Annotated in this window: 26 protein-coding genes, 1 tRNA gene and 1 pseudogene; 19 read left to right on the plus strand and 9 right to left on the minus strand. The window is 56.2% G+C overall.

All coding sequences use genetic code 11. The features are described 5' to 3' along the window. Positions 1 to 90: 90 nt before the first annotated feature. Entirely contained in the window at positions 91 to 1,176 is a 1,086-nt protein-coding gene (locus tag BN1129_RS00055; RefSeq protein ID WP_042033720.1) for a porin, read from the plus strand. Between the two features lie 63 nt (positions 1,177 to 1,239). Here BN1129_RS00055 and mdtH read toward each other — a convergent pair whose 3' ends face one another. After that, on the minus strand, positions 1,240 to 2,433 hold the full coding sequence (gene mdtH / locus BN1129_RS00060) for a multidrug efflux MFS transporter MdtH (RefSeq protein ID WP_042033721.1): 1,194 nt from the start codon (positions 2,431 to 2,433) through the stop codon (positions 1,240 to 1,242). 209 nt (positions 2,434 to 2,642) lie between these two features. Between mdtH and BN1129_RS00065 the strand changes: the two genes are divergently transcribed. Next, complete coding sequence (locus tag BN1129_RS00065; protein WP_042033722.1) at positions 2,643 to 3,542, plus strand: LysR family transcriptional regulator; 900 nt, start codon at positions 2,643 to 2,645, stop codon at positions 3,540 to 3,542. A gap of 51 nt (positions 3,543 to 3,593) precedes the next feature. Here BN1129_RS00065 and BN1129_RS00070 read toward each other — a convergent pair whose 3' ends face one another. Further along, positions 3,594 to 5,363: a M4 family metallopeptidase gene (locus tag BN1129_RS00070; RefSeq protein ID WP_042033723.1), complete on the minus strand. Its 1,770-nt coding sequence runs from the start codon at positions 5,361 to 5,363 to the stop codon at positions 3,594 to 3,596. A gap of 351 nt (positions 5,364 to 5,714) precedes the next feature. Here BN1129_RS00070 and BN1129_RS00075 point away from each other — a divergent pair, with 351 nt between their 5' ends. Further along, on the plus strand, positions 5,715 to 6,269 hold the full coding sequence (locus tag BN1129_RS00075) for a GNAT family N-acetyltransferase (RefSeq protein ID WP_042033724.1): 555 nt from the start codon (positions 5,715 to 5,717) through the stop codon (positions 6,267 to 6,269). Positions 6,270 to 6,326: 57 nt separating this feature from the next. Beyond that, positions 6,327 to 6,878, plus strand: coding sequence for a GNAT family N-acetyltransferase (locus BN1129_RS00080; RefSeq protein WP_042033725.1), 552 nt, complete (start codon positions 6,327 to 6,329; stop codon positions 6,876 to 6,878). A 99-nt stretch (positions 6,879 to 6,977) separates the two neighbouring features. On the opposite strand, the gene BN1129_RS00085 is transcribed toward BN1129_RS00080, so the two are convergent. The 3 genes from BN1129_RS00085 to BN1129_RS00095 all read right to left on the minus strand — a co-directional run bounded on the left by BN1129_RS00085 (position 6,978) and on the right by BN1129_RS00095 (position 9,848). Then, positions 6,978 to 7,211 carry a hypothetical protein gene (locus BN1129_RS00085; RefSeq protein ID WP_042033726.1) on the minus strand — a complete coding sequence of 78 codons (234 nt, stop codon included), beginning with the start codon at positions 7,209 to 7,211 and terminating at the stop codon, positions 6,978 to 6,980. A 308-nt stretch (positions 7,212 to 7,519) separates the two neighbouring features. Further along, positions 7,520 to 8,581, minus strand: a complete 1,062-nt coding sequence (locus tag BN1129_RS00090; RefSeq protein WP_042033727.1) for an oxidoreductase — start codon at positions 8,579 to 8,581, stop codon at positions 7,520 to 7,522. Between the two features lie 103 nt (positions 8,582 to 8,684). After that, positions 8,685 to 9,848: a multidrug effflux MFS transporter gene (locus BN1129_RS00095; RefSeq protein WP_042033728.1), complete on the minus strand. Its 1,164-nt coding sequence runs from the start codon at positions 9,846 to 9,848 to the stop codon at positions 8,685 to 8,687. Between the two features lie 236 nt (positions 9,849 to 10,084). Between BN1129_RS00095 and BN1129_RS00100 the strand changes: the two genes are divergently transcribed. Both BN1129_RS00100 and hemW read left to right on the plus strand, forming a co-directional pair. After that, entirely contained in the window at positions 10,085 to 10,681 is a 597-nt protein-coding gene (locus BN1129_RS00100; protein ID WP_042033729.1) for an XTP/dITP diphosphatase, read from the plus strand. Positions 10,682 to 10,754: 73 nt separating this feature from the next. Then, positions 10,755 to 11,900, plus strand: coding sequence for a radical SAM family heme chaperone HemW (hemW, locus tag BN1129_RS00105; RefSeq protein ID WP_042033730.1), 1,146 nt, complete (start codon positions 10,755 to 10,757; stop codon positions 11,898 to 11,900). Between the two features lie 98 nt (positions 11,901 to 11,998). Here hemW and BN1129_RS00110 read toward each other — a convergent pair whose 3' ends face one another. From BN1129_RS00110 to zntR, 3 genes are all read right to left on the minus strand, one after another. Then, positions 11,999 to 12,235 (minus strand): alternative ribosome-rescue factor A, encoded by a 237-nt coding sequence (locus BN1129_RS00110; protein ID WP_042033731.1) that lies wholly within the window; start codon positions 12,233 to 12,235, stop codon positions 11,999 to 12,001. Between the two features lie 181 nt (positions 12,236 to 12,416). Beyond that, a complete protein-coding gene (locus BN1129_RS00115) occupies positions 12,417 to 12,956 on the minus strand; it encodes a dihydrofolate reductase family protein (protein WP_042033732.1) in 540 nt (179 codons plus the stop codon). Positions 12,957 to 13,037: 81 nt separating this feature from the next. Beyond that, positions 13,038 to 13,478, minus strand: coding sequence for a Zn(2+)-responsive transcriptional regulator (gene zntR, locus BN1129_RS00120; RefSeq protein ID WP_042033733.1), 441 nt, complete (start codon positions 13,476 to 13,478; stop codon positions 13,038 to 13,040). 422 nt (positions 13,479 to 13,900) lie between these two features. Here zntR and purH point away from each other — a divergent pair, with 422 nt between their 5' ends. The 6 genes and pseudogenes from purH to BN1129_RS24080 form a co-directional block, all read left to right on the plus strand. Then, on the plus strand, positions 13,901 to 15,493 hold the full coding sequence (gene purH / locus BN1129_RS00125; protein WP_042033734.1) for a bifunctional phosphoribosylaminoimidazolecarboxamide formyltransferase/IMP cyclohydrolase: 1,593 nt from the start codon (positions 13,901 to 13,903) through the stop codon (positions 15,491 to 15,493). 114 nt (positions 15,494 to 15,607) lie between these two features. Then, positions 15,608 to 16,897: a phosphoribosylamine--glycine ligase gene (purD, locus tag BN1129_RS00130; RefSeq protein ID WP_042033735.1), complete on the plus strand. Its 1,290-nt coding sequence runs from the start codon at positions 15,608 to 15,610 to the stop codon at positions 16,895 to 16,897. A gap of 261 nt (positions 16,898 to 17,158) precedes the next feature. Continuing rightward, a complete protein-coding gene (locus BN1129_RS00135; protein ID WP_042033736.1) occupies positions 17,159 to 17,533 on the plus strand; it encodes a cytochrome b562 in 375 nt (124 codons plus the stop codon). Next, on the plus strand, positions 17,514 to 18,077 hold the full coding sequence (locus tag BN1129_RS00140) for a cytochrome b/b6 domain-containing protein (protein ID WP_042033737.1): 564 nt from the start codon (positions 17,514 to 17,516) through the stop codon (positions 18,075 to 18,077). The genes BN1129_RS00135 and BN1129_RS00140 overlap by 20 nt, the downstream gene beginning before the upstream one ends. Positions 18,078 to 18,187: 110 nt before the next feature. Next, positions 18,188 to 18,400: a tetratricopeptide repeat protein gene (locus BN1129_RS24070; protein ID WP_244462988.1), complete on the plus strand. Its 213-nt coding sequence runs from the start codon at positions 18,188 to 18,190 to the stop codon at positions 18,398 to 18,400. Between the two features lie 12 nt (positions 18,401 to 18,412). Then, positions 18,413 to 18,610: pseudogene (locus BN1129_RS24080) on the plus strand (tetratricopeptide repeat protein); the annotation flags it as partial. A 99-nt stretch (positions 18,611 to 18,709) separates the two neighbouring features. On the opposite strand, the gene BN1129_RS22955 reads toward BN1129_RS24080, so the two are convergent. Further along, positions 18,710 to 18,786 (minus strand) — tRNA-Met (locus BN1129_RS22955). A 155-nt stretch (positions 18,787 to 18,941) separates the two neighbouring features. Here BN1129_RS22955 and BN1129_RS00150 point away from each other — a divergent pair. From BN1129_RS00150 to mobF, 7 genes are all read left to right on the plus strand, one after another. Continuing rightward, a complete protein-coding gene (locus BN1129_RS00150) occupies positions 18,942 to 20,234 on the plus strand; it encodes a tyrosine-type recombinase/integrase (protein WP_042033739.1) in 1,293 nt (430 codons plus the stop codon). Between the two features lie 74 nt (positions 20,235 to 20,308). Further along, complete coding sequence (locus BN1129_RS24525) at positions 20,309 to 20,461, plus strand: IS1 family transposase (protein ID WP_422613987.1); 153 nt, start codon at positions 20,309 to 20,311, stop codon at positions 20,459 to 20,461. A gap of 467 nt (positions 20,462 to 20,928) precedes the next feature. Next, positions 20,929 to 21,123: a helix-turn-helix transcriptional regulator gene (locus tag BN1129_RS24530; RefSeq protein WP_209418460.1), complete on the plus strand. Its 195-nt coding sequence runs from the start codon at positions 20,929 to 20,931 to the stop codon at positions 21,121 to 21,123. Further along, the gene (locus BN1129_RS00155) at positions 21,120 to 21,473 is read left to right on the plus strand and encodes a hypothetical protein (protein ID WP_042033740.1); all 354 of its coding nucleotides are present in this window, start codon (positions 21,120 to 21,122) and stop codon (positions 21,471 to 21,473) included. The genes BN1129_RS24530 and BN1129_RS00155 overlap by 4 nt, the downstream gene beginning before the upstream one ends. A 134-nt stretch (positions 21,474 to 21,607) precedes the next feature. Then, on the plus strand, positions 21,608 to 21,898 hold the full coding sequence (locus tag BN1129_RS00160) for a hypothetical protein (protein WP_042033741.1): 291 nt from the start codon (positions 21,608 to 21,610) through the stop codon (positions 21,896 to 21,898). Then, positions 21,895 to 23,625, plus strand: coding sequence for a type IV secretion system DNA-binding domain-containing protein (locus BN1129_RS00165; protein ID WP_042033742.1), 1,731 nt, complete (start codon positions 21,895 to 21,897; stop codon positions 23,623 to 23,625). The genes BN1129_RS00160 and BN1129_RS00165 overlap by 4 nt, the downstream gene beginning before the upstream one ends. 3 nt (positions 23,626 to 23,628) lie before the next feature. Beyond that, a complete protein-coding gene (gene mobF, locus BN1129_RS21950) occupies positions 23,629 to 26,187 on the plus strand; it encodes a MobF family relaxase (protein WP_084204521.1) in 2,559 nt (852 codons plus the stop codon). Positions 26,188 to 26,323: the final 136 nt, after the last annotated feature.

Raw genomic sequence — 26,323 nt, forward strand, 5'->3', positions numbered from 1 at the left:
AGGTTCGCAGATCTACTCTGGGCATCGGAACAGAAACCGATCAACAGGGCCAGCACAGGCCCGACAGTGTTTACACCAGAGGAACGAACAATGAAAAAGACAGCATTGACTATGGCCATCTCCAGCGTGCTGCTGGCCGGTGGTGCGCAAGCCGCTACCGTCTATGACCAGAACGACACCAAACTCGAGATTGGTGGCCGTGCTCAAGGCATGTACTACGGTACCGATGACAACGGCTCCGAAGGTGATCAGAGCTACTTCCGTCTGCACGTTGCCGGCGAAACCAAGATAGATAGCGAACTCAAAGCATTCGGCTTCGCTGAATACAACCTGCCGGTCTCCGGTTCTGACAACGACGAACTGCGTTATGCCTACGCCGGCATCAAGCACGATCGTTTCGGTGCCTTCAGCTATGGCCGTCAGGATGGTCTGTTCACCAAAGCCGTGAACAACTACACCGACGTGCTGGCTGAGTGGGGCGGTGACGGCCTGGGTAAAGACACAGAAGTGTTCGGCACCGGCCGCACCAACGGCCTGGCCCAGTACATCTATACCTATCAGGACCTGACCCTGGGTGCCCAGTTCACCGGTAACAACGATCCGCAGAACGCTGATCGCTCCAACCGCGTTGGCCCGAACAGCACCTGGAATCCGAAGGGTTCTTCCGAAGGTTTCGCCGTGTCTGCCAACTATGACTTCGACATGGGCCTGAGCCTGGGTACTGCCTACAACCAGGCTGGCAAGACCGACGAGCAAGTAGCCAATGCCGCTTTCGGTGGCGATCGCGATGCCAAGCTGTATGGCGTGGGTGCCAAGTACGCAGTCGGCGACCTCTACCTGGCTGCGACCTACTCCCACGGTGAAGACCACCTGTTCGTCAACAACGGCTATGCCGAGAAGATGGATGGCTACGAAGCCGTAGCCCAGTACACCATCGGCAAGTTCAAGCCGTCTCTGGCCTACCTGCGTACCGACGTGAAAGACAACGCCCGCGGCATCGACGAGACCGCTACCGAATATGTTTCCATCGGTGCCTGGTACAACTTCACCGACAACTTCAACGCCTATGTTGATTACAAAATCAACCTGTTGGACGAAGCGGGATCTACCAGCATGAATACTCTGGGCAAGAACACCGACGACGTGGTCGCCGTGGCCCTGCAGTACAACTTCTAAGCCGTTCCTGAATTGCCTACTGTATTGTTACCGGCCGCCCTGCGGCCGGTTTTTGATTGCCCGTCAGATATTAATCCGCGCCAGACTCGGCTCGCGGTGAAAGCAGTTCACCAGCAGCAGCAAGGTCGTCACGCCGACCGTCCCCAGCACCAGCCAGGGTAACCAAGGCTGCCCCTGAGCATTGGCGTAGTCATGCAAGGCTCCGCCCCCCACGTATCCCGTCATGCCACCGAGCGCCAGCCCCAACCGGCTGAAGCCCATGTAACTGCCACGAGCCCCCGGCTGCGCCAATTTGGTCATGAGGGTCTCCCGCGCCGGCTCGGCGATGACGATCCCCAGGTAGAAGCAGGCCAGCAGCATGAAGACCGCAGGCAGCGTGGTCGCAAACGCCACCAGCCCTATGCCGGCCGTCATCAGCAACACGCCCGCCATCAGCCGGCTCTCCAGCTTGAGGTGCTTCTCGCCATAGCGGGCAAGAGGGTACAGCAGCGCCAGCGAGATGGCAGTTTCCAGGGTATACATCCAGCCCACCGCAGTGGTGCTGCCCGCCATCTGTTTCACCAGAATGGGGAAGATCAGCATGACCTGCACCCAGAGTGCGTAGTAGCCACTCAGGATCAGCACCAGCCGGCAGAAGGCCTTGTCCGCCAACACCTGGCCGAGACCGGCCCGGATCGGCGTCGGCCGCAGCGAGAGCTTGTAGGGCGGCAGGATCAGCAGGTTGCACAGGGCCGCACAGACAAACAGGCCAGCCCCTAGCAGGCAGACGTACTCGAAGTCGAAGTTGAGCAACCAGCTGCCAAGCAGCGCCCCCACCACGGCGCCGGCGCTCTCCAGCATCATCAGCAAGGAGATGTAGCGACCCCGTTGACGCGGACGAGTGAACTTGATCACCAGGGCGGCCCGGGGGGGATCGAACAGACAGCCGCCCAGCCCCGAGATGATGCAGGAGAGGATCAGGTCAAGCCCGCTCTGGGCATAGGCCAGACTGGCAAAACCCGCGGCCCGCAACAGCATGCCCCCCACTATGAGTGGCCGGGCACCAAACTTGTCTGCCAGCGATCCCCCAAACACCCCCAACCCCTGCTGGGTCAGCTGACGCAGCCCCAGCGCCAGACCAACCACCCCGGCCGCCCAGCCAAGCTGATCCACGAAGCGCAGACTGATCATGGGCATCACCACGAAAAACCCCAGGATCACCAAGAGGGAATCCAACGCCAAAAACCACCGCCCCAACCGCCTCGCCCGCTCCACCATGATTGCCTGACCCCTGCTTTGCTAATGACATCCAACTCGCTCGTCTCATCGCCCGGATGACGCCGTCGCCAAATCAGGTCAAGGGTGACTGTAACCCCCTGACTCGACATGGCAATATGCCAATGCACGACGATTGAGACTGCTATTCTGGAAGGGCGCCAGATATAGTGGTAGCCGACAACTGGCTATATTTCATATTGGATTACGTTATGGCTATGACTCTGGATGACTTGCAATTACTACTGGATGTGGTCAATCGCGGCAGCTTCAGCAAGGCGGCGGCCATTCGCGGCTGGTCCCAACCCATGGTCAGTCAGCGAATCGCCGTGCTGGAACAGGCGCTGGGACAACCCCTGTTTCGCCGCCACAGACGCGGCGCTACCCCGACCCCGGCCTGCGAACAGTTTCTGCCTGCGGCAGCCGCCGCGCTCACTGCACTGGAAGGGGGACGCCTGGCGATGCAAGGTGCGCCAGCCCTGCCCCGCATCAAGCTCTCCTGCCTCCCTTCCCTGACCACTGTGGTGTTTGGCCCCCTGCTGCTGGCGCTGGTGGATGAAGCATTCGAGATCCGCTGCAATACGGATCACTCCGGCATCATCATGCAAGAGCTGCTGACCGGTGAAACAGACGTCGGCTTCATCCTCAAGTGTCCGGCCATCGCCGGCATCCAGCTCGAGTTGCTCTGCCGCTCCCCCATCATAGCGGTAGCCTGCGCCACCCACCCGCTGGCGGGGCAGCGGGGCCTGACCCTGCAAGACATAGCCAACGAGCGGCTGGCTCCCCAGCAGTGGGGCACAGGCTGCGACGAATTGATCCTGCAACTGCGACTGCTACGCCAGGTGGCGAGCCCGCTGCATGCGATCCAGCCCGCCAGTGCGGCGCGGGAGTTGGCGCTGGAGCACGGCTTCATCACCCTGATGCCGGCACTCGCCATCAGCCGGGACCTGGAGGTTGGCCGCCTGATCCAGCTGGATGTGGTGGATCTGCCGCAGGATCACTGGGATGTCATGATGGCCTGGCGCAGCGGCAAACGACCCAACCCCGCCAAGGAGCGGGTGCTGGAAGCCGCCCGCACCCTGGCCCGACGCTGGTCGGGTAAATCCGCATAAAAAAGCGCCGGACAAGTCCGGCGCCAAACGCTAGATCACATCAACCAGGGATCAGTAGGTTGCCTTGAGGGTCACCCCGGAAAAGGCGCTGAAACCGCTCAGCTGCACATACCAGGTACCCGCCTTGGGCGAATTCAGAGTGCAGGTCTCGGTGTTGCCATTCTTGTATGGGCGGCAATCATAGCTGGTGCCGGTCGGCAGCGCCCCGAACTTCACATAGAGATCCGCATCACCGGTGCCGCCACTGCTGGCAACCACCAGCTGGCTCTTGCCGGCCGGTACGTCGATAGTGAAGTTCACCTTGCCACCCTTGGTAGCGGAGAGCCCGGTCACGGGGACCCCGTTTTGCAGCACACTGCTGCTCGGTGGCGGTGTGGTGCCGCAGGAGGCATTGACACCGACCGTAGTAAAGGCCGCCGCCACGTCAGGCAGGCTGTAGCCCAGATCGGTAGCCGCCCTGGTCACGCCACAGGCGCCCTGATCGTAGGTGGTATTGGCTCCCCAGTAGAGGCGGTTGGCCAGCACGAATACTTCAAAGGCCTTGCGGGTGTTCCAGCCACTGGTATTGGCCAGCAGGTAGAAGGCACGGTTGTAGACACCCGAGCTATGGTGCACATCAATGCCATCGTAGTAGTCGCTGGCATGACCGATTGAGCTGCCGTCACGGGTCGGATCCTCGAAGTAGCGCAGCGAGCCATTGCCCTTGAAGATCTGGGCCCCGACCATCCAGTCGTTACTGCCCTTCATGTAGTACTCGGCCGCTTCCCCCGCCATGTCGGAGAAGGCCTCGTTGATGCCGCCCGATTGGTCCGAGTAGACCAGGCCCGAGTTCTGTTCGGTAAAACCGTGACTCACCTCGTGGGCGGCCACGTCCAGGCTCACCAACGGGTAGAAGGTGGTGGCACCGTCGCCAAACGTCATCTGGCTGCCGTCCCAGAAGGCATTCTCGTAGTTGCGGCTGTAGTGCACCCGCATCTTCAGCTTGAAGCTGAGCGGCGCCGTGTTGTACCAGTTGCGGTACATGTCGAACACCACATTGCCAAAGTAGTGGGCATCGTTGAGCGGCGAGTAGGCACCGTTGATCTCCTTGACCGTGTTCTCCGGGCAGGTGAACTGGTGCACGGCACCACCCGTGGTGGCGTGATTCATGTTGACCGTATCCACGTTCGGGCTGGTCATGCGGCAGGTGTCATCCACCAGCAGGGGGCCGAAGTCGGAGCCGTAGAAGTATTTGCCGGTCTTGACGTTGCCACCCGGGCCTGTGGAGTCCTTGTGGTTGATCCCCTCCCAGCGCTTGAGCTCGGTACCGTTCTGGGCATCGATCACCACGAAGGGACGGCTCGGCTGCTCGCTTGCCGCCAACCATGAGACCAGATAGACCAGACGGGCCTGCCCGGCCTCATCCTGCATCACGAACAGCTTGACTCGCTCGTTGCTGCCCTTGGCCCCGGCACGGGCCTTGCCAGCGGCATCGGCCGGTGACAGGGCAGCAGTCGGGCTGGCCAGGTCGGCATCGATCTGACGCAGGATCTGGCCGGAGACCTGGCTTATCTGACCACCGAGGGACAGCTCAGCCACCAGCACCTGGCCCCAGACAGGGATACCATTCCAGGTCTGCTCATAGCGAACCCGCTGCTGGCCATTGGGCAGCTTGACCGCCCGCACTTGACGAAACTCTCCATCCCCAACCAGCGCACTCACACCTGCGGCGCCGCTTGGTGCTCCCTGAATGCCCGCCACCTGATGTACGTCAACCTGTTCTGCAGCCAAGGCTGCGCTTCCCCAGCAGGCCAATACCACGGCCAAATAAACTTTGTTCATCTCGTCTTTCCTTAGGTCGATGAAGATTGCACGCCGGGTCTCTTACCCAACGCTCCTACACTAGTTAGCACGATCAAAACAGCTGCCTGTCATATATGACAGCGCAGCACGAACCGGTAGCAGGATCTGCGGTTTCATATGTTAGGTAGTGCAAACAGAACAAAAAGCAGTGAATGACGCTTGAAAAGGCCTGAGAATAACCAGGCCCACACGGACCCCAACACAGGCCCCTCCATATGGGGATAGCGAACGCAGGTGAGAGTGTAAAAGCCCTTGGCGCACAAGGGGTTGATTGGCTACATTGGCTGTTTGGCGGCCCACACAGGGCCAAGACACGGCAGAGAGGTAAGGATGTTTTCATGGCAACTGGACGATGAGTTGGCGCTGCTGTTCTTGCAGCCCGACATGGCAAGCGAACTCTTTGGCCTGTGCCGGGAGAACCGCGACTACCTGACCCAATGGCTGCCCTGGCCTCCCTACATACAGCAGCCGGCCGACAGCGCCACCTTCATCCGCCACGCCATCGAGAAGTTTGCCCGCGGCGAGGGATTGACCACCGTCATCGAGTATCAGGGCGAGGTCGTCGGTGTCATCGGCTACAACCAGATCGATCAGGCGCTGGCCAAGGTCACCATCGGCTACTGGCTGGCGGAACGCTGGCAGGGCAACGGCATCATCACCCGCGCCTGTCAGGCCCTGATCCATCACGCCTTCGAAGAGATGGGGATGGAGAAGGTTGAGATCAGCACGGCGGTGGAAAACGAGCCCAGCCGGGCGGTGTGCGAGCGACTCGGCATGCAGCCGGAGGGGATCAGCCGACGGGCCGAACGACTGGTGGATCGTGTGGTGGACCACGTCCACTACGGCCTGCTGCGCGATGAGTGGCTAAGGCAACGCGATCACTGATGGCCGAGGCAGCCCGGCGGTCGGCACCCTGCTTATGAATCCACAGAGGGAACCTTGATGGCACTACCGCACCTCCGCACGGCCCGTACCCGGCTCACTGTATTGCCGCCCGAGCGGGCCGACCTGATGCTGGATTTCTATCTGCGCAATCGCGCTCACCTCACCCCCTGGGAACCCAGCCGGGACGAGGGTTTCTATACCCTGAGCCACTGGCATGGCCGCCTGCGCGACAGCTATGGTCAGTTCTTCAACGGCAGCGCCGTTCATCTGGTGGCGCTCGACCCCCTGGGCGAGCAGGTGATCGCCACCTGCAACTTCACCCACATACTGATGGGCATGTTCAAGGCCTGCCATCTTGGTTATGCCATCGATCAGGCCCATGAAGGCCAGGGCCTGATGCAGGAGGTGATCGAGGCCGGGATTGAGTACCTGTTTCGGGAGCACGGCCTGCACCGGGTCATGGCCAGTTATATGCCAACCAATCTGCGCAGCGGTGCCCTGCTAGAGCGCCTCGGCTTCGAGCGAGAGGGCCTGGCCCGGGACTATCTGATGATCAACGGCCGCTGGGAGGATCATGTGCTCACCGCACGGATCAACCCGGCGATCTAGGCAAGAAGTGGCTCGCCAACAGCAGGCGAGTTGCCCGTCAGACATAAAAAAACGGGTCCGGAGCTTGGCTCCGGACCCGTCTTCAGAAGAGGTGCAGGCTTAGTTAGCCTTGGCATCGCTCACTGCGGCTTCAGCCTTGGAGACAGCTTTCTCGACGGTTGCAGTTGCTTCGGAAGCAACCTTCTCTACAGTAGAGGTGGCTTCGCTAGCGGCTTGCTCAACAGTTGCAGCAACGTCGGCGGCCGGAGTCGCTGCCGGAGCGGCGGCTTCTTCTTTCTGACCACAAGCGGTCAACATCAGGCCCAGGATACCGGCTACCAGTACTTTGTTCATGTGCATACCCTCAAAAAATATGGAGAGATGGTTCGTTCAACCATCACAGTGCGTCCGTTCACCCGGTTAGAAACCCATAGACCGGGAGCCAAGAGGCGCGCAAAATATATCCCCATACGCCCCCAATGGAAACGAGTATCACAATGATATTTTCTCGTTGGCTGGATGAAAAGAACTGCTACAACGACAAGCATTGGTACACAACACCCACCATTAACCCAAACCGTATAATAAACAACCGCAACCGGCGTGATTACTGGCGATAAACAGCGATTCTCGTCATTCGGGTGAGAGACGAGATGCCCCTCTCAGTCAGACAAATTCTGACAAGCCAACTGTTTTCCTTGCTGGTGGCTGTCTCGGGCCAGATCCAGCAGCGCCATCACTGCCAATGCCTCACTGGCCGGAACCGGATTCTCCCCTTCCCCCTTGATCGCGGCGCAGACGCCACTGTAGTAAGCGCCGTAATTTCCCGCCTCACCGACCACTGTCTGCTGCTGGAACTGACCATCCCGAATGCGACTGAGCTGACCAGGTTCGCTATCAACACCCCAGTCTACTGCCGGTGGCCGCTTGCCGAGCTTGAGCTGATCTTCCTGCACATCCATGCCGAACTTGATAAACGACCCTTCACTGCCGTGGATGACGAAACGGGGCATGGTGGCCGAGACCAGACAACTGCCGTGCAGTACCACTCGCATCTCGCCATACCGTTCACCATAGCCCAGCACCACGTGGAAATAGTCATCCGTCAGGGCACCTGGGCGCTGCTGCGCCAAATCCGCCTGTAGCCAGTCCGGTTGGCCAAACAGTTTCAGCGCCTGATCCAGGATGTGGGGGCCGAGATCGAACCAGAGTCCGGAGCCGGGGCCGCCCGCTTCGCGCCAACGCTGGCGCACTTGTGGGCGATAGCGGTCGAAATGGGATTCAAACTGAGCGACCTGCCCCAGAGCACCTTCTGCCAGCAGACGGCGCACCGTGAGGAAGTCCCCGTCCCAGCGCCGATTGTGGAAGATGCTGAGCAGCCGCCGCTGCTTCCCGGCCAGCTCCACCAGTGCCTTTGCCTCGGCCAGATCCAGTGCAAACGGCTTGTCGATCACCACGTGCTTGCCGGCCAGCAGCGCCTGGCGAGCTATGGGGGCATGGGTATCATTCGGCGTGGCGATCACCACCAGATCCACCGAAGGATCGGCCAGCACCTCTGCCAGCGAACCGACCCGGCAACCGGGCAAATCCGCCTCAACCTTGGCGGCATCCCGGCTCACCACCCAGCCGAGGGAGAGCCCCGGGGTAGTGGTCAGGAAGGGGGCGTGAAAGGTCTGGCCTGCGAAGCCATAACCCACCAGGGCAGCGTTGAGAGTCTGGATCATCCGGTTTTCTCCACGGGTCTGTCATAAGCGTCAGGCGAGGTGCCGCCTGCAAAAAGAGAAGGGGGCCCATGGCCCCCTGAGTGTGCCCATCAGAGCACAAGATTTATTGTAAACACAAGCGCCGGCCCGGACGGGTCAACAGCAGCAACAGGGGCGGTAACAACAGCCACATATGCAGCGCCAGCTGGTTCAGCGGATCCGGCATCAACCAACCGGTGATCCCCACCAGGGCGCCTGAGCCGCTCATCTGGAACAGGCCGAGCAGGGCCGCCGCCGTACCGGCGCAGTGACCGAAGGGTGCCAGCGCCATGCCGGCGGCCGCCCCCAGCACCATGGCAAAGCCGATGCTGGAGAAGAACACGGGCCCCATCATGGCCAGCGGATGCTCGACATGCTGCACCAGAGTCAGTGCGATGGCCGACAAGGTGATCACCAGCAGGCCGATGCGCAGCGTGCGTCTCGGCCCCACTCTGGCGATGACGCGTGGCGCCAGGAAGCAGGCCAGTATGTTCAGCGCCGCGTTGGCGGTGAACCAGTAGCTGAAGCCGCTCATGTCCAACCCCAACTTCACCATCAGCTGCACCGGCGCCGCCGTGACATAGGCCAGGATCACCGCCATCGCCAGCATGCAGAGGCTGGCGTTGAACAGAAAACTCGGGGAGCGCAGCACAGGGCTGTAGCGGGACCAGCTGATGAGCGGACCGCTGCTGCTGGTCTCGTCCGGACGGGTCTCCGGCATGCGCCACAACAGCCAGCAGCCGACGATGGCCGCATAACCGGCCATAAACCAGAAGTTGGCAGACCAGCCCGCCTTGGCGGTGAGCCAACCGCCGAGCAGCGGCGCCAGCGCAGGAATGAAGCAGATGGCACCGTTCAGATAGGAGATCATCTGACCGCTCTTCTTGGGGCCATAACTGTCACGCACCACTGAGAAGGCAGCGACCGAGGTGGCACAGGCTCCGAAGCCTTGCAGCACCCGCGCCAGCATCAGCTCACCCAGGCTGGCGGCAAAACCGGCCGCCAGCGCACTCAAGCCATAGAGCAGCACGCCGCCCAGGGCGATGGGCTTGCGGCCATAACGGTCGGCGAGCGGCCCGACCAGCAGCTGACCCAGTCCCATGCTGAACAGGAACCAGGTGATGGTGCCCTGCATCAACGTCACTTCGGCACCCAGCTGCTCGGCCATCTGCGGGATGGCGGGCAGGTAGATATCGATGGCCAGTGGACTGAACAGCACCAATAGGACAAGCAGAAGAATCAATGGCATCAGTCACCTCAAGCCGTAAGGGAAAATCGATTGGGGCGCGAGTCTACTGACTCACAGTAATGAATTGAAATGGTATTTAATCACTTTGGTTATTCCTATACGGAAACATGCATGTTATTCGCACCTCAACCAAGGTCACAGTCGTGACCAGCCAGGGCAGTATTGAGGGCAATTGGCGCTTTTACTCACAGCGTGCCCCGCATAGAATGCGCAGATTATTTTTGCGGAGGTGCTCGATGAACAAGCTTGTCCTGGCAACAGGTAACCAGAAAAAGGTGAAGGAATTGGCCACCATGCTGGCCGATATGAAGATCCAGGTGATCCCACAGAGCGAGTTTGCTGTGCCGGATGCCGAAGAGACAGGCACCACCTTCGTCGAGAACGCCATCATCAAGGCTCGCCACGCAGCCCGCATCACAGGCCTTCCCGCCGTCGCAGACGACTCGGGCCTGGAGGTGGATCTGCTGCACGGCCGCCCCGGCGTCTACTCAGCCCGCTTCGCCGGCGAGCATGCCAGCGACAAGGACAATATCGACAAGCTGCTGGCCGAGCTCAAAGGCGCCCCCGATTACCTCAAGAGCGCCCGCTTCTGGTGCGTGCTGGTCTACATGCGTCACGCTGACGATCCCACCCCCATCATCTGCCAGGCGAGCTGGGAGGGGATGATCATCGACGAACCCCGTGGTCAGCACGGCTTTGGCTATGATCCCGTGTTCTTCGTCCCCGACCATGACTGCACCTCGGCCCAGATGCCGAGCGAGCTGAAAAACCAGCTCAGCCATCGCGGTCAGGCGCTGGCCAAGTTGAAAGCGGCCCTGGCAGCCACCCACTGATACGCCGCCACGCATTTCATCTACAATGGGGGCCCGTCAGCCCCCGTTTTTATGTTTGATTATTGGAAGCCCCATGCTGCAACTGCCGCCCCTCTCCCTCTATATCCATGTGCCCTGGTGCGTCCAGAAGTGCCCCTACTGCGACTTCAACTCCCACGCCCAGAAAGGGGATCTGCCTCACCTCGAATATGTGGCCGCCCTGCTGGAGGATCTGGATCAGGATCTGAAGTGGGCCCAGGGGCGTCCTCTCTCCTCCATCTTTATCGGTGGGGGGACACCCAGTTTATTGAGTGTGGAGGCCATGCAAACCCTGCTGGACGGGGTGCGCGCCCGCATCGCCCTGACCCCGGATTGCGAAATCACCATGGAGGCCAACCCGGGCACTGTGGAGGCGGACAAGTTCGCCGGCTTCCAGCGGGCGGGCATCAACCGCATCTCCATCGGGGTGCAGAGCTTCCAGCAAGAAAAATTGGCCAGGCTCGGTCGCATCCACGGCCCCGAAGAGGCGCGCAAGGCCGCAGCGCTGGCCCACGCCATCGCGCTGCCCACCTTCAACCTGGACCTGATGCACGGCCTGCCGGATCAGAGCCTGGACGACGCCCTCTATGATCTGCAGCAGGCCATCGACTGCGCGCCGCCGCATCTCTCCTGGTATCAGCTCACCATAGAGCCGAATACGGCCTTTGCCTCCAAGCCGCCACGGCTGCCGGAGGATGACACCCTGTGGGACATCTATGAGCAGGGCCACGCCATGCTCACCGCCCGGGGCTATCAGCAGTACGAGATCTCGGCCTATGCCAAAGCGGGCTATCAGTGCCGCCACAACCTCAACTACTGGCGTTTCGGCGACTATCTCGGGATAGGTTGCGGCGCCCACGGCAAGATGACGGATCTCGTCAGCGGCCAGATAGTGCGCAGCGCCAAGGTGAAGCACCCGAAAGGCTATCTGGATCCCGCCCGATCCTACCTGGACAACCAGTGGCAGGTGACCGAGGACGAATTACCGCTGGAGTACTTCATGAACCGGTTCAGATTATTCGAGCCGGTCCCCAAGGCAGAGTTCGAGGCTTACACCGGCTTGGGCCTGGAGCGGGTGGAGACAATGCTCGCGGTTGCCCAGACCAAGGAGCTGATCGAAGATCTGGGAGATGACTGGCAGCTCACCGCCCTCGGCCATCGCTACCTGAATGTGCTGCTCGAACTCTTTATGGACGAGTAAGCCGACGGGGCATCGCAAGGTTTGGCTTCACCGCCAAAACAATGAGGGCGCCCGTGGCGCCCTCATTGTGTCAGTCATGCCTTGCGGCAGAAACCCGCTCAGCAGCAGACGCATCCCATCTGCTGTTGGCCGGGCTCCCACCGCTTGCCATATTTGGCCTTGCGCTGGTAACTCCCCTTGCCCTTCTTGTTTTGCTCGACCCGGCTGCGAAACAGCGGATCCGTGAGCAGGGCCTGCAGATGGTTATCCTTTATCTCCCCGCGCCTGTGGGCATAGCCTGCCTGAGCAGCGATATCCTGCACGATGACGGGCTCATCAACCCTTCTCTTGGCCATAGTGGCTCCTTATCTTCTCTCTGTTATTGGCTGGATAGCGGTTTTCTCTGCAGGCATCATGCTGCCGATAGCACGCTATGGGCAGCATGATGCCTGCGACCCGGCCTTGCGAGCCAGGTCAAAAACGCAGCGATTTTGTCACCAAATCGCCACCGTCACAATGGCATCCTGGCAACAGGGTTCAGAGACCTTGCTCTCGCTGATAGCTCACCTGAACAATCCCGCTTGGCAGCGTCTTCACCTGAGCTGGATGCCAATGACTTACCGGGATATCAGCCCCGAATAGCGGGATGCCTTTACCAAGCAGCACAGGAACTCTGGACAGCGTCAGCGTATCGACCAGGTCAGCCTGCAGAGCCTGGCGTACCAGGTTGCCGCCATCCAGATAGACATGACGGGCCCCTTCATCCCATAGCTCGGCCAGTACCTGCCTCAATTCACCACTGACAAATTGCTCCTGATAGCGGGGCTCGACAGGGTTGTGTGTCATCACCCTGACTCTCAATCCTTCATAGGGCCAGACGCCGAACCCCATGACGGCATCATAGGTATTGCGCCCCATCAGCAGCGTATCGCTGTGTTCCATCAGCGCATTGAACCCGGTGTCATCGGGTGGATCGGAAGAATAAGGCGTCAGCCAGTCGAGTGAGTGGGCCTCCCCCGCGATGAAACCATCAAGGGAAAGCGCCAAAAAGACGGTGATACTGGGTCTTGTCATCATGATATTTGTCTCTGCAAGCAAGCGGCTGATACGGCGTTATTTTACTGTTCGCAACCAGCAAGCGCTTTTGGGTCATTGGGTTTATTCATGGACGTGGGCATGATGCTCATGCTGGGCGGGGGCGCCGGATTCGAGCACTTCCAGGATGGCGCAGTGCTCCGCCGAGCGCGGGCCGCCACAGCAGATGTTGGAGAGCTCCCGCAGGTTTTCGCGAAAGCGGGTCAGCTCCACGATCTTCTGCTCCACCTGGGTCAGCTTGGTGTCGGCCACCGCCTTCACCTCCTGACAGGTAACCTTGGCCTTGTTGGTGTCGAGGCTGAGCAGCTCACCTATGTCAGCAAGGGAGAAGCCCACCGACTTGGCGCGGATGATGAACTCCAGTCGCCGCTTGTCCTGATCGCCGTAGAGGCGGTAACCAGACTCGTTGCGGATCTCGGGCGAGATGAGGCCGTTCTTCTCGTAGAAACGCAGGGTATCCGCCTTCACCCCGCACGCCTTCGCCAGTTCACCGATCCGATACATGCTCTCTCTCCCGCTGGATATGCGCTGCAATAAAAACCGGAACCCACTATCGCCCCTTTGCCCATTGATTGCCAGCCAAGGACAGAAAACGGACAACCCAAAGGGGCTGCCGTCACTTTTTTCCATCAAAACGCTGAAAAGACAAACGTTTTACAAAAAACCACCGAAAAACGTTTAACACCGCACCAGACAAGGCTTCGCCACGTTAAAAAATCCACCGCAGCTCACATTTTTTGTGTAGAATATGCGCCCACAAGAGAGCGTCGCGTCAAGCGGGCATTTCTTAAAACACGTTTGCCTTTGAACGACTATCCGGGTGAGCGTGGTTTGCGAAATCCCCCACTTCCATTTATTTGGGGACTCTCTGTGTTGAGCCTCGCCTCCCATGGAACGGTCCCCGTTATGCTGAGGACGATAGTGTGATGGAACAAGCTCGACCCATTCGCCGTGCACTGCTGAGTGTGTCTGACAAAACTGGCATCCTGGAATTTGCCAAGGCACTCAACGAACGTGGCGTGGCCTTGCTCTCCACCGGCGGCACCGCCAAGTTGCTCGCCGACGCGGGTCTGCCGGTGACCGAGGTCTCCGACTACACGGGTTTTCCTGAAATGATGGATGGCCGGGTCAAGACCCTGCATCCCAAGGTCCACGGCGGCATTCTCGGTCGTCGCGATCAGGATGACGCCATCATGGCCCAGCACGCTATCTCCCCCATCGACATGGTTGTCGTCAACCTCTACCCCTTTGCCGCCACTGTGGCCAAAGCAGACTGCACCCTGGCCGATGCGGTCGAGAACATCGACATCGGCGGCCCGACCATGGTGCGCTCTGCTGCTAAAAACCACAAAGATGTCGCCATCGTCGTCAAGGCTGCCGACTACGATCGCGTTATTCGTGAAATGGATAGCAATGGCAACAGCCTGAAACTGGCGACCCGTTTTGACCTTGCCATCGCAGCCTTCGAGCATACCGCCGCCTACGACGGCATGATCGCCAACTACTTCGGCACCATGGTTCCTTCCTACGGTGACAACAAGGAGGGTGACGAAGAGTCCCGCTTCCCGCGCACCTTCAACAGCCAGTTCATCAAGAAGCAGGACATGCGTTACGGCGAGAACAGCCATCAGGCTGCCGCTTTCTACGCCGAAGAGCAGGCCGCGCCGGGTTCTGTATCCAGCGCTACCCAGCTGCAAGGCAAGGCGCTCTCCTACAACAACATCGCCGATACCGATGCAGCGCTGGAGTGCGTGAAGGAGTTCAGCGAACCGGCCTGCGTCATCGTCAAGCATGCCAACCCCTGCGGCGTGGCCATCGGTGACGACCTGCTGACTGCCTACGATCGCGCCTACCAGACCGATCCCACCTCCGCCTTTGGCGGCATCATCGCCTTCAACCGCGAGCTGGATGGTGCCACTGCGGCGGCCATCGTGGCTCGTCAGTTTGTCGAAGTGATCATCGCCCCGACGGTGAGCCAAGCAGCCCGTGACGCCGTTGCCAGCAAGCAGAACGTGCGCCTGCTCGAATGTGGCCAGTGGACGGCATCGGCGCAAGGTTTTGACCTCAAGCGCGTCAACGGCGGCCTGCTGGTGCAGGAGCGGGATCTCGGCATGGTGACGCAGGATGACCTGAAAGTGGTCAGCAAGCGCCAGCCAACCGAGGCCGAACTGAACGACCTGCTGTTCTGCTGGAAAGTGGCCAAGTTCGTCAAATCCAACGCCATTGTCTACGCCAAAGCGGGCCAGACCATCGGCGTCGGCGCTGGCCAGATGAGCCGGGTCTACTCCGCCAAGATCGCCGGCATCAAGGCCGAGGATGAAGGGCTGACCGTGGCGGGCTCCGTCATGGCCTCCGATGCCTTCTTCCCGTTCCGCGATGGCATAGACGCCGCCGCGGCCGCCGGTATCTCCTGCGTCATCCAGCCGGGTGGCTCAATGCGCGATCAGGAGGTGATCGACGCCGCCGACGAACACGGCATGACAATGGTGTTCACCAACATGCGCCATTTCCGTCACTGATGGGTCAGGGTCGCCGCTGGCGGCCCTTTTGTTGTCTCTTTTCAACTGACTATTGTCACTGGCTGACGGCAGCGGGATGCCAGCCAGTGACCACAAATAGAAGCGAGCGATACGATGAAAGTACTGATCATTGGCAACGGCGGTCGTGAACACGCCCTGGCCTGGAAGGCCAAACACTCTCCACTGGTCCACCACGTTTTCGTGGCACCGGGCAATGCGGGCACCCAGCTTGAGCCGGGCGTCGAGAACGTCGCCATCGAGGCAACCGATATCGATGGGCTGCTGGCCTTCGCCAAAGAGAAACAGGTCGGCCTCACCATCGTCGGGCCGGAAGCGCCGCTGGTCAAAGGGGTGGTGGATGCCTTCCGCGCCGCAGGTCAGTCCATCTTCGGCCCGACCGCTGCCGCCGCACAACTGGAAGGCTCCAAGGCCTTCACCAAGGATTTCCTGGCCCGTCACGCGATTCCGACCGCCGACTACCAGAACTTCACCGAGGTGGAGCCTGCGCTCGCCTACCTGCGCGAGAAGGGCGCGCCTATCGTCATCAAGGCCGATGGTCTGGCGGCGGGCAAGGGGGTGATTGTCGCCATGACCTTGCAGGAGGCAGAAGAGGCAGTACGCGACATGCTCTCCGGCAATGCCTTTGGCGACGCGGGCTCGCGGGTGGTGATTGAAGAGTTTCTGGATGGCGAAGAGGCGAGTTTCATCGTCATGGTCGACGGCGAGCACGTGCTGCCCATGGCCACCAGTCAGGATCACAAACGGGTGGGTGACGGCGATACCGGCCTCAATACCGGTGGTATGGGCGCTTACTCCCCGGCGCCGGTAGTGACTGCTGACGTGCACAAGAAGGTCATGGAGCAGGTCATCATGCCGACCGTGCGTGGCATGGCGGCCGAAGGCAATGTCTACACCGGGTTCCTCTACGCCGGTCTGATGATCGATGGCGAAGGTAACCCCAAGGTGATCGAGTTCAACTGCCGCTTCGGCGACCCCGAGACCCAGCCTATCATGCTGCGGATGCAGTCCGATCTGGTGGAACTCTGCCTGGCGGCCTGCGAAGGCAAGCTGGATCAGAAAGAGGCCATCTATGACCCCCGCGCCGCCATCGGCGTGGTGCTGGCGGCGGGGGGTTATCCCGGCGATTACAGTACCAATCACCCCATCAGCGGCCTGCCGGTGGATGAAGTGGCCGGTGAGAAGGTGTTCCATGCCGGTACCCGGCTGGAAGGGCATACCAGCCTGACCCAGGGTGGCCGCGTGCTGTGCGCAACCGCCCTCGGCCATACCGTTGCCGACGCCCAGCAGCGGGCCTACCAGCTGGCGGCGCGCATCAAGTGGGATGGCGTCTTCTACCGCAAGGATATCGGCTGGCGCGCCATAGAGCGCGAGCAGGAGCAGTAATTTCCAACAGTCGCACACACATGTTCATCAGGGCCTGCGGGCCCTTTTTCACATGCCGCGACCAGTCACCTTGCCCTAGGGGGATCCCTCGCCATCTCCCTCACATTTCCCCCTCTCTCGTTACCATTTGTGACAAAAAACAGCAATTTTCACAAACAGTTCACGGTGGCTCATGGCATCATGCCTGTCATGAACACCAAATAAGGGTTCATAAGAAGCCAACCAAAAATTGATAAGCATGTCGTTAAATAAGGAAATCCCATGTTGAAAACTGTTCGCCCCCTGTTGCTGCCCCTGATGTTTGGCCTGATGACCCTGCCCGCCATGGCCGGTGAGCTGGAACAGCCGATGAAAAAGATCGGCTTCAACTACAAGCAGGCTGTCAAAGCTGACGATGCAGCCGCCATGGAGAAGCACATCAACGAGATGAAGGCTCAGCTCGACGTTGCCAAGCTGAAGAACATGCCAACCGCCAAGAAAGAGAAGTTCCTGGAAGGCATGAACAAGGTACAGACCGAGCTGGATGCCAGCCTGGCAGCCCTCAAGGCGGGTGACGAGGCCAAGGCGCGCGAGCACCTGGCCAAGGTCAATGACCTGAAGAAGGAGTACCACAAATATGCCAAGCAAAAAGGCTGATCCCTTTCACTGGGATAGTCTGGTCCGCCTCACCCACTGGGGTGTGGCGGCTGCCTGTGTCGGCAATCTCTGGCTCAACGAAGCCGGCGAGGAGTGGCATGAATGGCTGGGGTATACCGCCATGGCACTGATCGGCCTGCGCCTGGTGTGGGGGCTCTCTTTCGCTAAGGGCCATGCCCGGCTGCGAGCCCTGATCCCGAGCCGGGCAGATTTTCGCCAGCAGGCCGTGGCGTTGCATGAACGCACCCCGGCAACCCCCGGCCATCATGGCAGCGGCAAGCTGGCGGTATGGGCGCTCTGGCTGACCATACTGGCCACCGCAGGTAGCGGCTGGTTTCAGAACACCGAGCTGGGCTTTGAACTCGGGGCCGACGACTGGCACCTCTGGTGTACCTGGGCGCTGCAAGGGCTGATCGCGCTGCATCTGACTGCTCTCGCATTCACCTCCTGGCGCCAACGCAGCAATCTGGTGGCGCGCATGTTGCCTGCGGTACGCGGCAAGCGTGCGCAGCAAGCGCCAGCGAGTCAGGATCAACACTCCTGATATGTCAGACAGACCCGCGCCCCTGGCCGGGTCTGTCCCTTGTCGACTCGCCGCTCTCCCGCCCTGGTCCCGCAGACATGCTTTTACCCTATTTCTATGCAGGAGCACCCATGAAACAGCTTGAGACCCTCAAGGCAGAGGGCAGGATAGAAGAGGCTCGCCAGCACGGCCTGCTGCAACTCATCGCGCATCCACGACATGCCGGGCTGCATTACGAAGTAGCCTGCCTGCACGATAACCTGGGACGAGAAGCACAGGCCATTCCACTCTACCAACAGGCTATCGCACTGGGGCTGACGGATGAGTCTCTGCGTGGCGCCTAGCTCGGCCTTGGCAGCGCTTATCGCACCACAGGGCAATACCCGGAGGCACTGGCCGCCTTCGAGCAAGGACTGGCCCGTTTCCCCGATGCCAATGAGTTCAAGGTATTTCGCGCTATGGTTTGTTACAACCTGGGGCGCAACAAGGAGGGGATGGAGAGCCTGCTGGCGGTACTGGCAGAGACGGCAACAGATCCGGCTCTGGCACCTTAACGACGCGCCATCGCCCTCTATGCCGCCGACCTGGATCGACGCTGGTAAATAGCCAGCAACAAAAAGGCCGCTCATCATGAGCGGCCTTTTTACGAAATGTGGTGGCCCCTGCCCGACTTGAACGGGCGACCAATCGATTATGAGTCGTTACCTTCATGTTTTCACAGAGTTTAACTACATACAATGACAACATAAAAATCATTTAAATTCATGATTATACGAATGTCATTGTTTCATGGCGTAACATGAAATACCTTATAGGTTCATCTTAAGTGCACTCACAAGTACACTTAACAACGACTATAAGTGCACTTATGAAGAGCCACCAACGATGCCTTTAACTCACAATGAGATTGCTGCACTGCCAGCGAAAAAGACCCCCTACTACAAGTTTGACGATACTCGAACTCGTGGAGCAGGAAGGTTGGGCGTTCAAGTGTTCCCCAGTGGGAACAAAATGTTTGTTTTTCGTTATAAACGAGGCGGGAAATGGGCATTTATCCAAATTGACAGCTTTCCAATGTTGGGCCTTGCTGCTGCCCGAGATAAAGCCGACAAACTGAGCCAGATGATCAGAAACGGCCTAGATCCAAAAGATGAACTGGAGCGGCAAGCCAGAGAGCGGGAACAGGCTAAGCGGGAGCATGAGCAGCAGGGCACCGTCGAGCAGCTATTCCGAAGCTACACCGAACAAATGAAGAAGGACGGCAAGCGTACTTATAAGGCCGTGCTGGCCTCATTAGAGAAGGAAACCTATCCGCACCTGAGCAGAACGGCTAAGGCCAAGGACGTGACCGCTCACGATATCAAAATCATTTTGGCCCACATGATACGCAGGGGAGCAGATACCCAGTCCAATCGAGTACGTAGTTATCTGATGGCCGCCTTCAACTACGGGCTCAAGCACGACAACGATCCCGCCAACTTCATCGACGATGCCAAGTTTGGTTTAGTGATGAACCCAGTAGGCGCTATCCCCAAGCAGAAGGCCGCTGAGCGTGTTGGAGAGCGTTTCCTTACATGGGCCGAGACTCACCAATTGCTCGATGATATGGAGCAGCCCACCAACCTAGGATTGACTTTGCGCAGCTTGATCCGGCTTTGTTTCTTCACAGGTGGCCAACGTCCCTATGAACTGGCCGCCTCACGCTGGGCAAGTATCGACTGGCAAGCTAAGACCCTGACCATTACAGCCGAGATTTCCAAGAATGGTCGTCCGCACCTGATCCCTCTCACTGATAGCGCCCTCCGGGTGTTAAGAGAACAGCAAGCAGCAACGGCGAATAGCCCCTTTATCTTTGCCCACGCTACCAAACCGAACGAGCCTATGCCGATGGCGTCATTAAGCCAAGCTGCTGACCGTTACCGCAAGCGTACCGAGATGGCGTACTTTATCCCCCGCGATTTTCGCCGCACCAGTAAGACCCTGATGGGCGAGCTTGGCATAGCCAAAGACCTGCGCGACCGCTTACAAAATCACGCACTGAATGACGTATCTAGCAAGCACTATGACCGATATGAGTACCTGCCAGAGAAGCGTCGAGCGTTGGATTTGTGGGAGCGCCATCTGTTACAGACCGAAGTGAACACTGTGGTTTCCGTGAGTTTTGGAGGGCGTGAGTAATGAGCTAGAACTGGTGATGCTTCCAATCGGTTGAGCATCACACGAAAAGGACTTCCTTGAAAACCAAACTCCTCATGGTCACCCTCACCATTTACTGCCCACGCTGCCAATCTGACCGCGCCTACCGTCACGGCAAGACTAATGCCGATCATGCCCACTGTCATTGCCCCACCGAACGAACCATTATTCGATGCTGCTCAAAAATTGAGCATCAGTTTACCCTGTGATTGGTGCTTTTATCGAGAAGCGTCGTATCAACTGATAGGAGGGCATTACCTTTTATTATTTAACACACAGATATTGTCGTATTTTATTTTAAATAATACTTCTAATAAAATCACTTTGGCGTTATCTATGAATTTATATTATTTAACATGTAACTTGTCGAATTTTATTTCGTATTTTATTTATTAAGAAAATCACATTAAAAAACCAACCATTTAGATTAAATTTACATGAAAAAGGGAGGGGTTAGTGATAGTTTTATTTCAACGCCACTACAAAGGCAGGCGCCACATTCTAATAAATAATAAACACGTTAAATACATGGTGACGCATAAACTGGGGGGTATGTAAAAAGATCACTAACTAAATATCGACAAGAGATCCATTTAGATGAGATCCATTCCATCCACACAGCTTCATAGCACTACTGAGTGAGAAACGCTTTGAATTGAACACATGAGGTATTAAATTGAATCACTTATTAATTATTCGTCCGTCGCAACTTGCCAGAGAACTAGGTGTCAGCATGACCACACTGTGGCGATGGCGCCATCAAGGGGTATTTCCTCAACCCATCTTGCTAGGCCCTAGGCTAGTTGGTTGGGAGAGGTCTGTTATCAATCAATGGCTTGAATCTAAGAAAAAAATGGAGGTGTCACTATGATAGAATTAACGAATCACCAGCGCTATGAATGTCTGCTTATAGATAATCACAGGGACGCATTGGAAAATATTTCAGCTGGCAATGCTGATTTAATTGCGGGCATGCTCGCGAAGCATCTCTGTTATGCAGAGAATGATCTCAGGCTTGAGTGCCCAGAGGAGTCACAGCTCGCACTCCTCAGGATGGTGGTAGAGGCATTGCAAGCCCCATCCAAAGGCCTGACGACTACGCTCGTCCTTCCATTCACGCCGATACACGAGCTAGCAACTATTGCTGTTACCACGTATCGAGCATGCGTAAAAAAGGCATTAGGCGGAAATCAGACCCCATGCATCTCGGATGAAATCTAAACATCAATAAATATATCTGAAAGCCCCGTTTTATGCGGGGCTCCAGTGATTTCAAAACTGATTTCAAGAGTGCAAAAGATTTACCAAAAAATCGTGTTAGCACTGAAGATTTCAATGATTTCTAGGAGTTCACAATGAAACACCCGTATCAAAAGTCTGTGACCGTTCGTTTTCAAATGAGGGATTATCTTGATTTGATGAACGAAGTTGAAGAAAAAAACACGAACGCAGCAGAAGTAATTCGCCAAGCATGGACTAGTCATCAAGAACATAAGAATTTAATTACTCTGTTCTCAAGATTGGAGCAAAAGTTATTAACTCATACTTTCGAAATTTGTGCTGCAACGGTGGGTCTTTCAGACATCGAACGAAAAGCAGCTGCTAGACAAGTAAACATTGCTTTAGGCAAGGAGGTTATTCAATGAAATCTCATATTCCACCCTCGATGGGGCATCAGCGATGGGGATTGATGGTAGGATTCTTTCTTTTCTTCGTGATAGCAGGCCTGACCATACAGATAAATCTGCTCTGGCCAACGAACGACTGGGGCCGTTTTACAGATCATGCAATTTATTTTGGAAGGGGTATCTGGTTGCTGTTAACACAGCATTCATGGACGAATACTGAGAACTATTTTAACTCGTTCGCCTCACATAGTGTCCGCAACAAGATATTGCTGGCGGAGGTAGGAATATTATCTATTTCATTGCTGTTTGCGTTCATTTTAACGAAAACTATTTTGTGGGAACCTGGTGGTCGGAAAAAAATTATTAATGTAAATGGTCCAACCCTGTATAAGAATGCAAGCTTAAAAACAGGACTTAAATTACGCCGCTTGAAGAATGGTCAGCGCTCTGGCATTGCCGTTCATCCTGATGTAATACTAAGTAAAAAGGAGGCTGAAGGAAATTTATTTGTATTCGGTCAGCAGGGATCCGGTAAGTCTGTGGTCATCAAGACGGTTTTAGATCAAATCGTGAAAAATGGGGAGATCGCTGTTATTTATGATGAAAAGCGAGAGTATACTGAGCTTTTTTATGACCCCGCTGATACTATTCTGATCGCACCTTGGGATAAACGCTCGGCAGTATGGGATATATCTAAAGATCTACGGTTTGAAGAGGATTTCGAGTTAATTGCTAATATTCTGGTATCTGACCGGGCTGAGGATACAACGTGGTCGAACGGTGCACGAGCGATTTTGGCAGGAATTCTGGCCGTTAGCAGTGCCAATGGGCCGAGCAATTGGGGTTGGCAGCAGGTAGTTGAGAATCTATCACTCGATACCCTGTCGCTCCGTTCTGCATTAGACAGGCACTATGATCGTGCGTCGCGGTTTGTTGAAAATGAGTCTAAGACTACTCACGGTTTCATATCGACACTTATGACGGATGTTGCTTGGCTGTACTCGCTAGATAAGGCTTGGGCAGATACAGGGAAAAGACTGTTTTCCATTCGAGACTGGTTAAATGGAAAAGAACCAAAAATTAAGAAAATTATCATACAGTCTCATCCCGAGCTTAAGTATGTCGGTGGCCCTCTGTGCAACGCGATGATCGGACTCATGACCAAGATTGTCACCGCCAAGCCTGATCATGAGGCAGCACATACCTGGTTAGTGCTTGATGAACTGGGAAATCTGCCAAAAAACGACAGTCTGAAAGAATGGATGAGTATCGGGCGATCTAAAGGCTGCCGGACACTAGCTGGTACTCAGTCTATTTCACAGCTATATAAGACATACGGTGAGCATGATACTGACACCCTGCTAAACCTATTTTCGACGATCATTGCGCTCCGCTGTGGCGCTACTGGTGGCGTGGCCGAATACGCGGCCAAAGCATTTGGTGAAGCGATCTACGAACGGCCCACCTATTCCGAGAATCAAGGGCAAGCTGCAAGCTGGCAGAAGGAAACTTGGCGGCTCGTAACCCCGCCTGATCTGGTAAACCTGCCGCAATCGACCCCACAAGGAGTTACTGGCTACATCACTAGTTCCGGCTGGAATGCGGTGTATAGGCTCCAGTGGCCCTACCCAAAACTGAATGTGGTTGCCAAAAGCCATGTCGCTTCTGATTGGCTGCTCCAGCGCAGCTCAAAACCGACATCGACACCACCAACAACAAGAAATGGGCGATTGAAGGGGAATTAATTTATGTTATCAGTACATGCGATTAGCCACATTGGGTACTACGTAGACGAGGATTATTATCTGACGGATGATCAGCCAGCCGGGATTTGGATCGGTAGAGGCGCCATTGCGTTAGGAATATCGGGCCGGGAGGTAGCGGACGAGTACCATAGCATTATGCGGGGGTTTGCTCCGAATGGCAAAACTCCGCTGTGCTCCGTACCAGGTGAATCACATCAGCCAGGCTGGGATCTCACGTTCTCCGCACCCAAATCGGTGAGTATCGTCTGGGCTGCCGCCGACCATTCTTTACGTGAAAAAATCAGTGATGCTCAGCTTGTAGCTGTCAAAAGAGCGATCTCGTTGCTCGAAAATCATGCAGCTTTTACGCGCAGAGAGCATGCTGGCCAACGACGAGAACGAGTTGATGGGCTGGTTGTTGCGACTTTCGAGCATGAAACATCAAGGGATCTCGATCCCCAACTGCACACACATGCCCTAGTCGCTAATGCAGCGCCTCGGTCAGATGGAAGCTGGGGAACAATAATCAGCCGAGACCTATACCTATGGCAAAAAGCTGCTGGTGCTACATACCGTGCTGAGCTGGCCTACCAGATAAACTTGCTGGGGTTTGCCGTTGAGCCTGACGGGGAGAGCTTCTGTCTTCCATGTATTCCCGATTCTATCTCTCACTATTTCTCTAAACGTGCGCACGCCATCGCAGAAAGCCTGACACAGACGTCAGCGACAAGTAGCGCCAGCAGTATCGGTGACAGGGTAAAACTGGTTACCCGTCGAACCAAACAACGGGTCGAGCGTTCCGCACTACTTGAAAGGTGGCAATCGGAACTTGATGGCTTTGGTTTAACAGCTAAATACATTGAGTCCCAAAGCGGGCATCGCCTAGCCGGAAAGCCTGTCGTTGAGCCACGTTTTTTCAAAGATATTTACGCAACATTGACTGAACGAGTTGCCGTATTCAGGGCACAAGACCTGTACCAGCTCATTGCCGAGAAACTTCAGTGTTCCTGTTTGCCAGCAGCAGATATCCAAGATTTCACCGAATCTTTATTAGCTGATGATGAGTTGATCCCTATAGGAATAGATGAGAAGCACAGCCAGCTGTTTACGACCCGGCAAATGCTGCGGGTGGAACAGGAATTGGTCGCTATAGCTACCGATCTGTTTGCACGTAATGAGCTGAAATTGACAGAGGCTGTCGTACAGGCAGCCATTACCCTCCAAGAAAAAGGTTGCGGATACGCGCTAAGCCAGGAGCAACGGGCAGCACTCATGGATGTGTGCTGCAATGGCGATCTGGGTATTTTGCAGGGGTCGGCGGGGGCGGGTAAATCCTCCGCAATGGCGGTGCTAAGACATGCGTACCAATCCAGCGGCCATCGTGTGATTGGCGCGACAATAGCGAAACGTGCAGCGGACAATCTGCAAGAGGAGTCCGGAATTCCGTCATTTACCGTTGCCAAACTTCTAACCGACTATGAGCGAAAGCGTAATCATTTTTCGACTGCTGACGTTTTGGTGATCGATGAAGCAGGGCAGGTTGGAACTAGGCAGCTACATAAGTTGCTGCACATTGCCGCCGAAAATAACGTCAAGGTCATACTCGTCGGTGAGGACAAACAACTGGATGCAATTGAACATGGTGGTTGTTTGAGATATCTATCGCGTCGATTAAATTGCAGTCGCATTGAAACCATCAAGCGACAGCGTGAAAGCTGGGCTCGGGAGGCTGTGATGCAATTAAGGGATGGGGAGTCGGAAGCGGCATTAGAGGCTTTTAGGCAAAGAGGTCTGCTTAATTTTTATAGTGATGCTCAGGAGACTAGAAACTCAATGGTTCAGGCGTGGAACCAGTTCAGACTTGCCAACCCAGATAAATCAAACTTGTTATTAGCCCAGAAGTGGGCAGATGTAAATCTACTCTCAGAGCAAGTGCGTACAATTCTCCAGGCAGAAGGGAGTGTCAGTATCAATGAGGTGGAGGTTGATTGTATAGTATCAGAGCATAGATGCAGATATAAATTTGCGGCAGGAGATCGTATTAGATTTTGCAAAAATGATTATCGACTACAAGTGTCTAATGGAACATTTGGAACTATTAAACATGTGATATCTAATGATGGTCGTATTGATTTTGGTGTAAATTTAGATGATGGTAGATACATTACATTCAATGACTTAGATTATAAAAATGAAGATGGTAGATTACCAATTTCTCCTGGTTATGCATTAACTGTATATGCCAGCCAGGGTACAACTATTGATGGTGATGTTTTTGTATGTTGGACAAATGGCATGGATAGGGCAAATAGTTACGTTGCAGGAAGTCGCCATAAAGATAATTGCCACTGGTTTTTTAATAATCAGGAACTGGACTCAATGACAACGCAAAATGGAGAGTTAAACTATGGACCTTGTGAACGCATAACTTCAATAGCCAGAATCATGTCTCTTGATCGTATAAAACATATGGCCATAGAATATATAGATGATTATAAAAATGACAATGTAAAAACAAGAAAGATGGCTAAATTAAACCTCCAAACTGAACTTGGAAATTAAATAGCATTCATATAATTATATGTCTCGCATTTGTTGGATGAGAAGGTTTAATTTAAACAAAAACGCCCTTGAGTGGGCGGTTTTGGTCTTGCAATTAGTGTAATGTGCATTGTACTGTGAACAGTTTGATATGGAG

Origin of the sequence: Aeromonas popoffii (genome assembly GCF_000820025.1) — a bacterium.
In the GTDB taxonomy this organism is placed as follows: domain Bacteria; phylum Pseudomonadota; class Gammaproteobacteria; order Enterobacterales; family Aeromonadaceae; genus Aeromonas; species Aeromonas popoffii.

Excerpts from the sequence above, each read along its gene's own strand:
- BN1129_RS00095 (WP_042033728.1), bottom strand. The coding sequence starts at position 9,848 with ATGCCATTGATTCTTCTGCTTGTCCTATTGGTGCTGTTCAGTCCACTG.
- BN1129_RS00070 (WP_042033723.1), bottom strand. The coding sequence starts at position 5,363 with ATGAACAAAGTTTATTTGGCCGTGGTATTGGCCTGCTGGGGAAGCGCA.
- BN1129_RS00065 (WP_042033722.1), top strand. The coding sequence starts at position 2,643 with ATGGCTATGACTCTGGATGACTTGCAATTACTACTGGATGTGGTCAAT.
- BN1129_RS00165 (WP_042033742.1), top strand. The coding sequence starts at position 21,895 with ATGAAATCTCATATTCCACCCTCGATGGGGCATCAGCGATGGGGATTG.
- BN1129_RS00160 (WP_042033741.1), top strand. The coding sequence starts at position 21,608 with ATGAAACACCCGTATCAAAAGTCTGTGACCGTTCGTTTTCAAATGAGG.
- BN1129_RS24070 (WP_244462988.1), top strand. The coding sequence starts at position 18,188 with ATGAAACAGCTTGAGACCCTCAAGGCAGAGGGCAGGATAGAAGAGGCT.
- BN1129_RS00055 (WP_042033720.1), top strand. The coding sequence starts at position 91 with ATGAAAAAGACAGCATTGACTATGGCCATCTCCAGCGTGCTGCTGGCC.
- BN1129_RS00080 (WP_042033725.1), top strand. The coding sequence starts at position 6,327 with ATGGCACTACCGCACCTCCGCACGGCCCGTACCCGGCTCACTGTATTG.
- BN1129_RS00100 (WP_042033729.1), top strand. The coding sequence starts at position 10,085 with ATGAACAAGCTTGTCCTGGCAACAGGTAACCAGAAAAAGGTGAAGGAA.
- BN1129_RS00085 (WP_042033726.1), bottom strand. The coding sequence starts at position 7,211 with ATGAACAAAGTACTGGTAGCCGGTATCCTGGGCCTGATGTTGACCGCT.
- mdtH (WP_042033721.1), bottom strand. The coding sequence starts at position 2,433 with ATGGTGGAGCGGGCGAGGCGGTTGGGGCGGTGGTTTTTGGCGTTGGAT.
- mobF (WP_084204521.1), top strand. The coding sequence starts at position 23,629 with ATGTTATCAGTACATGCGATTAGCCACATTGGGTACTACGTAGACGAG.
- BN1129_RS00090 (WP_042033727.1), bottom strand. The coding sequence starts at position 8,581 with ATGATCCAGACTCTCAACGCTGCCCTGGTGGGTTATGGCTTCGCAGGC.
- zntR (WP_042033733.1), bottom strand. The coding sequence starts at position 13,478 with ATGTATCGGATCGGTGAACTGGCGAAGGCGTGCGGGGTGAAGGCGGAT.
- purH (WP_042033734.1), top strand. The coding sequence starts at position 13,901 with ATGGAACAAGCTCGACCCATTCGCCGTGCACTGCTGAGTGTGTCTGAC.
- hemW (WP_042033730.1), top strand. The coding sequence starts at position 10,755 with ATGCTGCAACTGCCGCCCCTCTCCCTCTATATCCATGTGCCCTGGTGC.
- BN1129_RS00150 (WP_042033739.1), top strand. The coding sequence starts at position 18,942 with ATGCCTTTAACTCACAATGAGATTGCTGCACTGCCAGCGAAAAAGACC.
- BN1129_RS00110 (WP_042033731.1), bottom strand. The coding sequence starts at position 12,235 with ATGGCCAAGAGAAGGGTTGATGAGCCCGTCATCGTGCAGGATATCGCT.
- BN1129_RS00115 (WP_042033732.1), bottom strand. The coding sequence starts at position 12,956 with ATGATGACAAGACCCAGTATCACCGTCTTTTTGGCGCTTTCCCTTGAT.
- BN1129_RS24525 (WP_422613987.1), top strand. The coding sequence starts at position 20,309 with ATGGTCACCCTCACCATTTACTGCCCACGCTGCCAATCTGACCGCGCC.
- BN1129_RS00075 (WP_042033724.1), top strand. The coding sequence starts at position 5,715 with ATGTTTTCATGGCAACTGGACGATGAGTTGGCGCTGCTGTTCTTGCAG.
- BN1129_RS00135 (WP_042033736.1), top strand. The coding sequence starts at position 17,159 with ATGTTGAAAACTGTTCGCCCCCTGTTGCTGCCCCTGATGTTTGGCCTG.
- purD (WP_042033735.1), top strand. The coding sequence starts at position 15,608 with ATGAAAGTACTGATCATTGGCAACGGCGGTCGTGAACACGCCCTGGCC.
- BN1129_RS00155 (WP_042033740.1), top strand. The coding sequence starts at position 21,120 with ATGATAGAATTAACGAATCACCAGCGCTATGAATGTCTGCTTATAGAT.
- BN1129_RS00140 (WP_042033737.1), top strand. The coding sequence starts at position 17,514 with ATGCCAAGCAAAAAGGCTGATCCCTTTCACTGGGATAGTCTGGTCCGC.